Below are 12,859 nucleotides of genomic sequence, written 5' to 3'. Positions count from 1 at the left end.
TTACAAATTTCACCTGTATTATAGTATATTTGAGATAAAAACAATTGGATGAAAAATATGAATACTGTGATTGCAAAAGTCAATTTAATTGTATGGTTTTTTTGCATGACTTTTGTAAATGCTCAAAATAGTGATATAAATATTCTACTAGATATCAATGTTGATCGAAATAAGAATTTGGACCCTACTTTTAAATTAATAACGAATAGTGCGGTTCCCATCAGTGTTGTCACTCCTATTATTATATATTCGGTTGGTTTATTAAAGAATGATAGTGTCGTCAAGAAACAGGCAATTTTTATTGGAAAAGCATTCTTAGTAAATGTATTTATTACCACTGCTTTGAAACATACTATAAAAAGAGACCGACCATTTAAAACCTATCCTGATATTGATCAAGCAGCGTCGACCTTGGGTTATTCATTTCCTTCGGGACATACTTCGTCAGCTTTTGCAACGGCAACGTCACTTAGTTTAGCGTATCAGAAATGGTATGTTATTGCACCGTCTTTTATATGGGCAAGCGCAGTGGGATATTCTCGAATGCATTTAGGCGTTCATTATCCAAGCGATGTAGTGGCAGGAGCAATTATCGGAAGCGGTTCAGCATATTTAAGTTATAAAATGAATAAATGGATTAATAAAAAAAGATCTAAAAAGGACAAGTATTTTAAGTAACAGTGTAATTATTGTTTAAGAACGAAACCAATTCAATTTTTAAATATATAATTTTCAAACTGTAATGGCTGTGATTTTATGTTCTTTATCACAAGATAAAACACTAAATTCAACTAACTTTATGGTAATAGTAGCGCTTTTGATTATTATTACCTTCTTTTTATTGAATAAGGTATCTAAAATGACACACATGATATGGATGATAAACAACCTTGCTGTTCTTTAGAAGAAAAAAAAGTTAATAACGTTGATCAAGATTTAGAATGTTGTTCTTCTCACAATGAGTCAGAAAATCATGATGAGGAAGATCACGATCATGCTAACGGAAGCGAAAGTACGTTCAAAATGTTTTTACCTTCCATAATTAGTTTTATAGTTTTGCTGATTGCATTACTGTTCGACAATTATTTTCCTCAAGCTTGGTTTAATGGTTGGATTCGAATCGTTTGGTATGTTATAGCTTACATTCCGGTAGGGCTCCCAGTTTTGAAAGAAGCTTACGTAAGTGGTGCCAAAGGAGCTATTTTTTCTGAATTTTTTTTAATGGGAATAGCTACATTAGGTGCCTTTGGAATTGGTCAATATGCCGAAGGTGTGGCTGTAATGTTATTTTACTCCATTGGTGAATTATTCCAGATGCTCGCCGTTAAAAGAACAAAATTAAATATAAAATCATTACTAGATCAAAGACCTGATGTTGCAAATGTAGTTGAAGGCGTAAGAATTGTTTCCAAAAAAGCTTCAGAGGTAACTATTGGAGAAATCATCGAATTGAAACCAGGTGAAAAACTAGCATTAGATGGAAAATTACTTTCTGATCACGCCACTTTCAATACTGCGGCATTAACGGGAGAAAGCAGACCTGACACCAAATCAAAGGGAGAAACAATTCTTGCAGGAATGATTAATCTCAATACAATTTCTCAAGTAGAAGTTACCACAGCATTCACGGATAGTAAATTATCAAAAATTTTGGAGATGGTTCAGGAAGCCAGTGCAAAAAAAGCACCCACCGAATTATTTATCCGGAAATTCGCCAAAATTTATACGCCAATTGTGGTCTATCTGGCGATAGCAATTTGTGTACTTCCAATCGTATTTGTTGATAATTATATTTTTAAGGATTGGTTGTATCGAGCATTAGTTTTCTTGGTAATTTCTTGTCCTTGTGCATTAGTAATTTCTATTCCGTTAGGTTATTTTGGAGGAATTGGCGCCGCAAGTAAAAATGGAATTTTATTCAAAGGATCTACTTTTCTAGAGACAATTGCATCAATTGAAGTAGTCGTTTTTGATAAAACAGGAACATTGACAAAAGGGGTTTTTAAAGTTCAAAAAGTAGTAGCTATTGGGATTTCGGAAACTGATTTAATAAAATATACAGCTGCAATTGAAACTAAATCGACTCATCCTGTGGGTGCAGCAATTGTAGAATTTGCCAAAGAACAACATGCACAAGATTACAGGGTAACTGATGTATTGGAAATTGCAGGATTAGGATTAAAAGGTTTTGTGGATGGTATGGAGATTTTGGTAGGAAATGCTACATTGATGAAAAAATACAACATCGCATATGACGCTGCAATTGAAACTATTCCATTTACAATTATACTTGTTGCTATCAATCAAAAATATGCAGGTTATTTTATTATTGCCGATGAGCTCAAAGAAGATGCAAAAGAAGCAATTGCGAGTTTACACAAACTAAATGTACAAACCATTATGCTTTCTGGCGATAATCAATCCATAGTTTCTGTTGTTGCCAAAGAGTTGCATATCGATCAGGCGTTCGGAAATTTATTGCCGGAAAACAAAGTTGAAAAAGTAGAAGCTTTATTGAAGCACAATCTAAGCGTTGCATTTGTTGGTGACGGAGTAAATGATGCGCCGGTTATTGCTTTGGCAAATGTAGGAATCGCAATGGGAGGATTAGGAAGTGACGCAACCATTGAAACTGCTGACGTAGTTATTCAAAACGATCAACCCACAAAGATTTTTACAGCGATTAATATTGGGAAAAAGACAAAACAAATCGTTTGGCAAAACATTTTTTTAGCCTTTACAGTTAAATTGATTGTATTAGTAATGGGAGCGGGAGGATTAGCTACTATGTGGGAAGCAGTTTTTGCTGATGTTGGGGTGGCTTTATTAGCTATTTTAAATGCGGTAAGAATTCAACGTATTAAGTTTTAGACTTGAGTGATTTAACATAAATTTCCATAGAACACATTCCTATTTCTTATATCAGAGCGTTTCCAATAAATCTTAAATTAAAAAACCCATCAATATTTAATATATTGATGGGTTTATTTAAATTCTAATATTTATTTCAAGGAGTGATATCAGTTGCTTGTAAATAAAATCTCAACTGCAATAGTTTTAATCCATCGTTATCATATTTCCAGAAATAATCTTCTAGAGCAGGATCGAAAATTGTATATCTCCCAGCTTTCAATGTAGATCCATCAGGAAGGATTATGTCACTAGTAACAAGGATTGTAAGTAGTTCTGTACTTACATTAATGAATTTTGGGGCTCCTCCTTTAGTTCGTGTAACTGTTAAAGACTCAGCGGAACATACTTCATAATATCCATCGTCTGTTAAATCAGCATCGGCGCATGTTGTTATTGTTGCACTACCTCCTGGCGTTCCAAGTGCACGAGCATAAATAGAGTAGGATGATACGCCATCTCCATCAGGATCAGGGTTTGGTAATTGGAAACTAGCGGAACCATCAGTACCGTTGGCATCTAGTACAGAAAAATCAGAACCTTCTATCAACATTATCTTTGTTCTTCCAAATAAAGGAACGAAAATACGACCGCCATTATTTCCGGTCATATCAGTAGTTTTTGGATTTTTGACTCCAATAATGTTTAGATTGTAATGTGCTCCACTTGGAGCGCCATTTCTTTGTGTAGCAATGCGCGAAGTATTACTTTTTGCATTTGCACCTTCAACTACACTATTTGCAGTTGCGACTTGATTTTCTGCTTCTAAAGATTGTAAATCCTCTTTAGAGCAGCTTACTCCTAATAAAATTGTTAAAGACAACACCGACAATAATTTAAAATTTTTCATAATATTTAAAAATTTAGTTAATAAAAATTCAGATTAAAATTTTATATACAAGGGTAATAAAATACTACAGGGATATAGTTGTTCTCAATATAAAAGACCCCTAAAAGATGTAAATAAACTAAATGATAGCAATGCAATAAAAAGATGTTTTTTATTACATAATCACTTGATTTAAATTCTAAAATAAATGTACTTATACTTTTTCTCTCACTCACTCTCTTATCGATACATAGCTTAAAAATCCGTTTATCAACTCATTTTCAACTATTTGAAATATAAACAAATGTTAAAAATGTTAAAAAAAAATCAATAAATCTTTATTTACAAAAATAAATTTTTTTTAAAACTTGATTTTAGTAAAGAAAAAAAGATTAGAGCCATCAAGAATTTTAACCTTTGAACAGCACTTTTTATACTGTATATTTACAAATCTAATGTGCTAACAATTAATTCTGAATTATCCATGATTTTTACGTTAAACTCTGCTGACAAAAACATCTTTTGGGCTTGAGTACGTTTCTAACTTTAAGTATTAATTATGTTAAATTTTTAAATAGACTCTGAATTAAAAAAAATTATGCTACGGAAAAATTCACTGAACGAAATTAAGTTGCTGTGGTATTTAACTTAAATTTCCATAGAACACATTCCTATTTTTATTAATTTCGTGTCATTAAAATATATAGATGAAAATTGCAATAGTTTGTTATCCTACCTTTGGAGGAAGTGGTGTTGTCGCTACAGAATTGGGTCTTGAATTGGCAAGACGTGGTCATGAAATCCATTTTATAACGTACAGTCAGCCCGTTCGTTTAGCACTTTTGAATCCAAATGTGCATTACCATGAAGTGAATGTTCCTGAATACCCATTGTTCCATTATCAACCCTACGAGCTGGCTTTGTCGAGCAAATTAGTTGACATGGTAAAGTTATATAAAATCGAATTATTGCACGTACATTATGCAATTCCTCATGCTTATGCGGGTTATATGGCAAAACAAATGCTGAAAGACGAGGGGATTAATATCCCAATGGTAACTACACTTCACGGAACTGATATTACATTGGTTGGAAATCATCCCTTTTATAAACCAGCCGTAACTTTCAGTATCAATAAATCTGATTTTGTTACTTCGGTTTCCCAAAGTTTAAAAGATGATACCCTTAAATTATTTAATATAAAAAACGAAATCGAGGTAATTCCTAATTTTATAGAATTAAATAAAAATCTGAATGATCCAAGAACTCCTTGTAATCGTTCAGTAATGGCTAATAAAAATGAAAGAATCATTACGCATATCAGTAATTTCAGAAAAGTAAAACGAATTCCGGATATAATCAAAATTTTCTATAATATTCAAAAACAGATTCCTGCTAAATTGATGATGGTAGGAGATGGACCTGAAAAAGAAAAAGCAGAATGTTTATGTAAGGATTTAGGAATCCAGGATAAAGTCATTTTTTTTGGAAACAGCAATGAGATTGATAAAATTTTGAGCTATACTGATTTGTTCTTGTTGCCATCTGAAACCGAAAGTTTTGGACTTGCCGCTCTTGAAGCTATGGCTTGGAGTGTCCCTGTAATTTCAAGTAAATCGGGAGGTTTGCCCGAAGTAAATTTTGATGGTATCTCCGGCTATTTAAGTGATGTGGGGAATACGGAAGAAATGGCACAAAATGCGTTAAAAATTTTAAAAGACGATGCCACACTTAATAAATTTAAAGAAAATGCACTGTCCGTTGCAAAACAGTTTGACATCAAAAATATCTTACCACTGTATGAAGAATTATATAAAAAGGCCATAAAAAAATACGTATAGATTTTACATTTTTTTGATATAGGAGTTTAAAACTTCCATATTTAATTTAGTAACCAATAAAATTCTGCAATGAAAAAAACAGTAATGTCACTGGTGGCCGCAGCCTTAATTTCCTGTGGTGCAACAACTACAAAAAGTTCTGAGAAAAACGCTTTATATGAAGTTATGACACAACAAATGAACGGTGGCGCAAGTATCCGTTTTTTTGAAATTCTGTCGGAGCCAAATGAAATTGTAATGTTACAGAACGATGAAAATCTAAAAAATAAAATTAGTTCAAACGACAGTCAGACTTCTAATTTTGTAATTTTGAATATGGGTGAAAAAACGTCCGGAGGTTATAGTATAGGAATTGATTCCGTAATTGAAACTGATAAAAACATTGTAATCACCATAAAAGAAACTAGCCCTGAACCTGGAAGTATGGTTACACAAGCTTTTACAAACCCTTTTTGTGTAGTCAAAATAAATTCTAAGAAAGCGATTATTTTTAAATAAAAAAAATGCCACTATTTCTAGTGGCATTTTTAATATGTTTTCTAATACTATTAGAATTGGAATCTAAGACCTAATGCAATATCAGAACCGTAATTGTTTTCGTAGTATCCATTTCCTCCAAACTCAGGTCTGAAATCTAATGAAATCAACAAGGGAATGTCAAAATTGTATTCAATACCAATATCTCCAGCAGCAAATACAAACGTTTCATTAAAAGAATTGTTGTCATTGTCATCATAATTGTAGCTTCCTACACCACCACCTACACCAGCATACCAGTTAAAACCACCATCAATGTTCCAAACCCATTGGTACAAAGCTGCTAATTTTACTGCATTGTCATCGTAACCATTATTATTATAGTTGCTTCTGTTTCTCCAACCTAAATCAAGTTCAAGTCTATTATTGCTTCCTAATGCTCTTTGGTAAGAAAGTTCTCCACCAAAACCATTATTACCACCTAAACGTAATCCCAATGCGTTTTTCGAAATGTCTTGTGCTTGTGCGGTAAATGCTAATCCAATTAACATTATTGCCGATAAAATAATTTTTTTCATAAGTAAGTTTTTATGGTTACAAATGTATGATTTTGTAGGACATGATTTTTATAAAATTTTACAGAAAAGTTATATAATTTACGTTTTTATAATTATAATTCTTTTTTACATGGCATTACAGTACAATATTTTGTTTTGAGAAAAGCGCAGAAGCTACTTTTTGATCGCTTAAAATATCTTCCATTTCAAATAGGTCCTCTTCTTCAACATAGTTTGATTCGGAATAGTTATATAATTTCCATCGTTTTTTATTGTATTCCAATGCAGTTAAATTCTCCACCCAATCTCCTGAATTCAAATATAAAGTTGACCCATTTTTGGTTTCTTTATAAATCATTTTTGGTTCATGAATGTGTCCACAAATGACATAATCATATTTCTTTTCAATGGCTAATTCCGTTGCGGTTTTTTCAAAATCAGAAATGTGTTTTACCGCTTTTTTTACGCTGGCCTTTATTTTTTTAGAAAAGGAATATGGTTCTCTTCCTATTTTGGACAAACACCAATTTACAAAACGATTTGAAAGTATTAAATAGTCATATCCTAAGCCACCAAGTTTGGCAATCCATTTTGCATGTTGCACAGAGCTATCAAAAACATCACCGTGAAATATCCAAGCTTTTTTGTCGTCGAGATCTAAAACTAACTTGTCTACTAATGCTAAATTACCCAGATTGATGTCGCTAAATTTCCGGAGCATTTCGTCGTGATTTCCTGTAATGTAGTACACCTTTGTTCCTTTGGATGCAAAACTTATTATTTTTTGTATGACTTTTAAATGCGCTTTTGGGAAATAGGATTTTCTAAATTGCCATACATCTATAATATCGCCATTTAATACCAGTGTTTTAGGTTTTATAGAAGATAAATAATTATAAAGTTCTTTAGCATGACTGCCAAAAGTACCTAAGTGTACATCAGAAATAATCACTAATTCAACTTTTCTTTTTTTCACTGGATTTCAATTTGAAGTTTACCAAATTAATTGAATTATTAGCAATAGAACTGAATTTAAAGGTTAAGAAATCTAAGACAAGATTAAATTATTATCAATTAATGTGAAATGTTTCTTAAAATTTTATCCCGAAATCTCGGGATAAGCTTTTAAACTTTAAACTAAAATGGTACTTTTGTTCAAAATTATTTATAATGGCAGGAAATAGCTACGGAACACTATTTAGAATAACAACTTTTGGAGAATCACATGGTGAAGCATTAGGCGGTATAATAGATGGTTGCCCTCCTGGAATAACGATAGATTTTGATGCAATTCAATTTGAAATGTCAAGAAGAAAGCCAGGTCAGTCGGCAATAGTTACCCAACGTAAAGAGCCGGATGATGTACAATTTTTATCCGGAATTTTTGAAGGTAAAACAACCGGAACACCCATAGGTTTCATTATTCCAAATACCAATCAAAAATCAGACGATTACTCTCATATAAAAGATAATTACAGACCCAGTCATGCGGATTATGTGTATGAAAAAAAATATGGTGTTCGTGATTACCGTGGTGGCGGACGTAGTTCTGCACGTGAAACCGCCAGCAGAGTAGTGGCTGGAGCCGTAGCAAAACAAATGCTTTCAGAAATTAAAATCAATGCTTACGTTTCTTCTGTAGGTCCTATTGTTTTAGAAAAGCCATACCAAGAATTAGATTTTTCAAAAACTGAAAATAATCCTGTTCGTTGTCCTGATGAAGAATCAGCTGTAGTTATGGAGGAATACATTCGTGAAATTCGCAAACAAGGGGACACGGTAGGTGGAACCGTAACGTGTGTGATTCAAAATGTGCCTATTGGTTTAGGAGAACCTGTCTTTGACAAACTTCATGCTGAGCTCGGCAAAGCCATGCTTTCTATTAATGCCGTAAAGGGATTTGAGTTTGGAAGTGGTTTTGATGGAGCGAGGATGAAAGGTAGCGAACACAATGATTTATACAATCCAGACGGCACTACTAAAACCAATCGTTCGGGAGGGATCCAAGGCGGAATTAGCAATGGAATGGATATTTATTTCCGCGTCGCCTTCAAGCCTGTGGCTACCATTATGCAAAAACAAGAATCATTGGACAATAAAGGGAATATTACCGAGATGACGGGAAAAGGACGACACGATCCTTGTGTCGTGCCACGTGCAGTACCTATAGTTGAAGCAATGGCTGCTATTGTATTAGCTGATTTTTATTTGATAAACAAAACCTATTAGTAATAATTTTGAAGCTTTTCCTGCTTAATACTTTATCTTCCCATGGCTTTCAGCAACCTGAAAACCCTGTAAAAGTTGAGTGGAAGTAACAGGATAAGTTCAAAACTTAACAATCAATTTAATGAATACCAAAACAATTAAAAAACCATCTTTTTTTTCAGGATTAACAGGACAAATATTAATAGCGATGGTTTTAGGTGCTATTTTAGGCATTGTAATTCATAATTCCATTTCACCAGAAGCAGCTCAGAGCTTTAGTGCAAAAATTAAAATCCTTGCAACAGTTTTTATTCGATTAGTTCAAATGATTATCTCGCCATTAGTTTTCACAACGCTTGTTGTAGGAATTGCAAAACTTGGAGATATCAGAGCTGTCGGAAGAATTGGAGGTAAAGCAATGGGTTGGTTTTTTACAGCTTCTTTTATTTCCTTATTATTGGGAATGTTCTTTGTAAACATGCTTCAACCGGGAGTTGGTCTTAATTTGTCAAATGTTGATTTAACATCTGTTTCTGAAGTTACTGCAAAAACTCAAAATATATCTTTTGAAAATTTTATTGAACATATTGTTCCTAAAAGTATTTTTGAAGCAATGGCTACGAATGAAATTTTACAAATTGTAATTTTCTCTATTTTCTTTGGTTTAGCCGCAGCATCATTGGGAGATTATGTTAAGCCTGTCACTAATGCTTTAGATAAAATGTCACACATTGTTCTTAAAATGGTGAACTATGTAATGAAATTTGCCCCAATCGGCGTTTTTGGAGCGATTGCCGGCGTATTTGCCGTTAGAGATTTTCAAGAATTAGCAATTACCTATTTCAAATTTTTTGGTTCATTCTTAATTGGAATTTCATCACTTTGGATAGTATTAATTCTGGTAGGTTACATTTTTCTAAAAAGCAGAATGACCGTTTTACTTAAAAGAATTGTCAGCCCTTTAATTATAGCTTTTGGAACAACCAGCAGTGAAGCGGTTTTTCCAAAATTAACAGAGGAATTAGAACGTTTTGGAGTAAAAGACAGAATCGTTTCTTTTATGTTACCATTAGGTTATTCATTTAATTTAGATGGAAGTATGATGTACATGACTTTTGCCAGTATTTTTATTGCTCAAGCCTACGGAATTGATTTAGATTTAGGAACACAACTGACGATGCTTTTAGTTTTGATGCTCACCAGCAAAGGGATTGCAGGAGTTCCACGAGCAAGCTTAGTTGTAGTTGCGGCAACGTGCGGGATGTTTGATATTCCTATTGAAGGAATAGCCTTAATTTTACCAATTGATCATTTTTGTGATATGTTTCGTAGCGCAACAAATGTCTTAGGAAATGCCTTAGCTACATCCGTTGTTGGGCAATGGGAAGGTGACGATGAAGATGGAACTCTGGCGCCAGAACAGATTTAGCAGAGAGGTTTCCACAATAAATAACCTATGGAACCTGTTCAATTCGTTGAGCAGGTTTTTTTTTGATCTAAAAATTTAAATTTTTAATTGTTTCTTATTTTAAAGGAGCAACTCGATTTTTTAAAATGTGGTGATTCAATTTTATTTTAATAGATAACGCATACGTATTCCTCTATTTTTTATTAATAAAATGTATATTTGATAAACTTTGATTGGTTATGTATCATTTACGTATTGTTTTATTGCTATTGATTGGATTAAATTATTTTGGTGATAATTCAATTGCACAGACAAGAACATATTCTAAGAAAGAAATCACTACACTTACTGATGAGGCCACCCACTTCTTAAAGGAGGCCAATTTTGAAAAATCTTTGGATCTGGCTAAAATGGCACTTCGTTCCTCTGTTATTGCCAATGATTTACATTCAACAGCTATTTCTTATATTATAATTGCAGCGAATTATACTGAGATGGCGGAATTTGATAAAGCTATATTCTTTTATAATAAGAGTCTATCTTACGCTAATAAGACGAATAATGACACGTTAAGAAAGCGGATCAATAATAATTTGGGCAATATCTATTGTTTCGAGAAGAAGCAATATAAAAAAGGCATCAATTTTTATGAAAAATCTCTGATGTACAGCTTAAAACTCGCAGATTCCAATCAAGTATTTATGACTAGACTTAATATTGCGTGGGCTTATTTTGATATTGGACTTTTTGAAAAAGGTTTTCCGAGTTTAGAATTCATCAACAAATACAACAAAAAATATGGTGATGAAACAACTGCTACTGCTGCAAACATGCTTAATGGAATGTATTATGGTTACAAAGGCAATCATAATAAAGCAACAACATCCTTTGAAAATGCAATAAAATTTGGAAAGCAAGGGAATGAAAAGTCAGATTTGTCATTTTCATATCTTGAATATTCTAAATATTTAATGAAAAAAGGGGATTATAAAAATGCGTATGAAAACCTTGAACGTTACAATATCATTACGGAGGAACTGTACAACGAGGAAAAAATTAAGAAAGCAAATTTAGTCGGGATAAATTTAGAAATAGATGAATATAAAAGAGAAATAGATAAAATTGAAATGGAGAAAGTAGCCCAACTTCAAAGTTTAAAGAAATCAAAAATCATTGTAGTGCTGTTTGTAGTAGTTTTTTGCTTTCTATTATTATTGCTCTACACATTATTCAAGAATAATAATTTTAAGAAAAAAGCCAATGCTGCGCTTTCTCAAACAAATATAGAACTACTGATCGCTAAAGAAAAAGCGGAGGAAGCTTCACTGTTAAAATCACAATTTGTCTCTACAATTAGTCATGAATTAAGAACGCCTTTATACGGTGTGGTAGGAATTACAAACATATTGCTGGATGAACATAAAGAATTAGCAAACAGTCCGCATTTAAGCTCACTTAAATTTTCAGCCCGATATTTATTATCATTAGTGAATGATATTCTTCAAATTAATAAAATTGAAGACAATAGAATTATTCTTGAAAGTTTATCATTTAATGTTTCTGACGAAATAAATATGATCAAAAGTTCATTGTCTTTTATAGCCAAAACAAATGATAATAAGGTCGTAGTGACTATTGATCCTACCATTCCGGAATATTTAATAGGCGATAAGTTACGGCTTTCTCAAATTATTATGAATTTAGTTAGTAATGCATTAAAGTTTACAAAAAAAGGAGAGGTAAATATTAATGTAAATTTGGTGAGAGTAGAAGGGAAATCCCATTTTTTAGAATTTAAAATTCAAGATAACGGAATAGGAATTGATGCCGCTGACCAAGAAAAGATTTTTGATAAATTTGTTCAAGTTAGTAGAAAAGAAACTGATTATCAAGGAACCGGATTAGGGCTTTCTATCGTAAAGCAACTACTAGGATTGTTTAATAGCGATATTTCTCTCGAAAGTGCAATAGGTGAAGGAACGTCATTCAAATTTGTAATCGCATTTGAATGTAATCCTGAGCGAACAACTGAAATTATCAATAACATTAAAGTAGATATAAGTTCAACCCATACCGTCAATGTTTTGGTCGTTGAAGATAACCACATAAATCAACTCATTACCAGAAAAACGATTGAAAAGAACAACTATAAATGTAGTGTTGTTGACAATGGTTACGCTGCATTAGAAATATTAGAAAAAGAGAATTTTGATGTGATATTAATGGATATTAACATGCCTTTAATCAATGGTTTTGAGACCACAAGAAAGATTCGCCTAAAAGGTATTGACACGCCCATTGTAGCATTAACGGCATTTGATAAAGCGGAAATAATGGAAGAAGCACTTTCAGCCGGAATAAATGATATCATCATAAAACCATTTGATTCAGTTAAATTGTTTGAAATTATAAGTATTCTAACGTCAAAAACTAAAAGCATAGCTAAATTGGTTTAAATGAGTGAATTATAACTTTTACTTAATTGTAATACACTATTTAAAATAGTGAAATCGAGTAAATAAAATTAAGGAGAATGAATCAATAACATCTTTATTCAGGTAAAATAACAGGTAACATTAAAGCAACATAAAGTACAGTTACTGAATATTAAAAATGCCTTTTGCTTTCT

10 protein-coding genes are annotated in these 12,859 nt (G+C 32.5%); 7 read left to right on the top strand and 3 right to left on the bottom strand.

Features of this window, described 5'->3' with window-relative positions; all coding sequences use genetic code 11:
* Positions 1 to 48: 48 nt before the first annotated feature.
* Complete coding sequence (locus tag ACNQGJ_RS16285; protein ID WP_417971860.1) at positions 49 to 678, top strand: phosphatase PAP2 family protein; 630 nt, start codon at positions 49 to 51, stop codon at positions 676 to 678.
* A gap of 195 nt (positions 679 to 873) precedes the next feature.
* On the top strand, positions 874 to 2,871 hold the full coding sequence (locus ACNQGJ_RS16280) for a heavy metal translocating P-type ATPase (RefSeq protein WP_417971858.1): 1,998 nt from the start codon (positions 874 to 876) through the stop codon (positions 2,869 to 2,871).
* 136 nt (positions 2,872 to 3,007) lie between these two features.
* Here ACNQGJ_RS16280 and ACNQGJ_RS16275 read toward each other — a convergent pair whose 3' ends face one another.
* On the bottom strand, positions 3,008 to 3,760 hold the full coding sequence (locus ACNQGJ_RS16275) for a hypothetical protein (protein ID WP_417971856.1): 753 nt from the start codon (positions 3,758 to 3,760) through the stop codon (positions 3,008 to 3,010).
* 686 nt (positions 3,761 to 4,446) lie between these two features.
* On the opposite strand from ACNQGJ_RS16275, the gene bshA reads away from it, so the two are divergent.
* Both bshA and ACNQGJ_RS16265 read left to right on the top strand, forming a co-directional pair.
* On the top strand, positions 4,447 to 5,580 hold the full coding sequence (bshA, locus tag ACNQGJ_RS16270) for an N-acetyl-alpha-D-glucosaminyl L-malate synthase BshA (RefSeq protein ID WP_417971854.1): 1,134 nt from the start codon (positions 4,447 to 4,449) through the stop codon (positions 5,578 to 5,580).
* Between the two features lie 69 nt (positions 5,581 to 5,649).
* Positions 5,650 to 6,078, top strand: a complete 429-nt coding sequence (locus tag ACNQGJ_RS16265; RefSeq protein WP_417971852.1) for a protease complex subunit PrcB family protein — start codon at positions 5,650 to 5,652, stop codon at positions 6,076 to 6,078.
* Positions 6,079 to 6,128: 50 nt separating this feature from the next.
* Here ACNQGJ_RS16265 and ACNQGJ_RS16260 read toward each other — a convergent pair whose 3' ends face one another.
* Both ACNQGJ_RS16260 and ACNQGJ_RS16255 read right to left on the bottom strand, forming a co-directional pair.
* Complete coding sequence (locus ACNQGJ_RS16260) at positions 6,129 to 6,635, bottom strand: hypothetical protein (protein WP_417971850.1); 507 nt, start codon at positions 6,633 to 6,635, stop codon at positions 6,129 to 6,131.
* A gap of 115 nt (positions 6,636 to 6,750) precedes the next feature.
* The gene (locus ACNQGJ_RS16255; protein ID WP_417971848.1) at positions 6,751 to 7,590 is read right to left on the bottom strand and encodes a UDP-2,3-diacylglucosamine diphosphatase; all 840 of its coding nucleotides are present in this window, start codon (positions 7,588 to 7,590) and stop codon (positions 6,751 to 6,753) included.
* A gap of 194 nt (positions 7,591 to 7,784) precedes the next feature.
* Here ACNQGJ_RS16255 and aroC point away from each other — a divergent pair, with 194 nt between their 5' ends.
* The 3 genes from aroC (at position 7,785) to ACNQGJ_RS16240 (ending at position 12,686) form a co-directional block, all read left to right on the top strand.
* On the top strand, positions 7,785 to 8,843 hold the full coding sequence (gene aroC / locus ACNQGJ_RS16250) for a chorismate synthase (protein ID WP_417971846.1): 1,059 nt from the start codon (positions 7,785 to 7,787) through the stop codon (positions 8,841 to 8,843).
* A 121-nt stretch (positions 8,844 to 8,964) separates the two neighbouring features.
* Positions 8,965 to 10,251, top strand: coding sequence for a dicarboxylate/amino acid:cation symporter (locus tag ACNQGJ_RS16245; protein ID WP_417971844.1), 1,287 nt, complete (start codon positions 8,965 to 8,967; stop codon positions 10,249 to 10,251).
* 218 nt (positions 10,252 to 10,469) lie between these two features.
* A complete protein-coding gene (locus ACNQGJ_RS16240) occupies positions 10,470 to 12,686 on the top strand; it encodes a response regulator (protein WP_417971842.1) in 2,217 nt (738 codons plus the stop codon).
* Positions 12,687 to 12,859 lie beyond the last annotated feature (173 nt).

Source organism: Flavobacterium cryophilum, from assembly GCF_048286555.1.
Classification (GTDB): Bacteria; Bacteroidota; Bacteroidia; order Flavobacteriales; family Flavobacteriaceae; genus Flavobacterium.
Note: the sequence above shows the minus strand (reverse complement) of the source record. Positions and strands in the feature narration are given on the sequence as shown.

Bases quoted from the DNA above. Each gene is read 5' to 3' on its own strand.
- ACNQGJ_RS16245 (WP_417971844.1), top strand. From the start codon at position 8,965: ATGAATACCAAAACAATTAAAAAACCATCTTTTTTTTCAGGATTAACA.
- ACNQGJ_RS16275 (WP_417971856.1), bottom strand. From the start codon at position 3,760: ATGAAAAATTTTAAATTATTGTCGGTGTTGTCTTTAACAATTTTATTA.
- ACNQGJ_RS16265 (WP_417971852.1), top strand. From the start codon at position 5,650: ATGAAAAAAACAGTAATGTCACTGGTGGCCGCAGCCTTAATTTCCTGT.
- aroC (WP_417971846.1), top strand. From the start codon at position 7,785: ATGGCAGGAAATAGCTACGGAACACTATTTAGAATAACAACTTTTGGA.
- ACNQGJ_RS16280 (WP_417971858.1), top strand. From the start codon at position 874: ATGGATGATAAACAACCTTGCTGTTCTTTAGAAGAAAAAAAAGTTAAT.
- ACNQGJ_RS16240 (WP_417971842.1), top strand. From the start codon at position 10,470: ATGTATCATTTACGTATTGTTTTATTGCTATTGATTGGATTAAATTAT.
- ACNQGJ_RS16260 (WP_417971850.1), bottom strand. From the start codon at position 6,635: ATGAAAAAAATTATTTTATCGGCAATAATGTTAATTGGATTAGCATTT.
- ACNQGJ_RS16285 (WP_417971860.1), top strand. From the start codon at position 49: ATGAAAAATATGAATACTGTGATTGCAAAAGTCAATTTAATTGTATGG.
- bshA (WP_417971854.1), top strand. From the start codon at position 4,447: ATGAAAATTGCAATAGTTTGTTATCCTACCTTTGGAGGAAGTGGTGTT.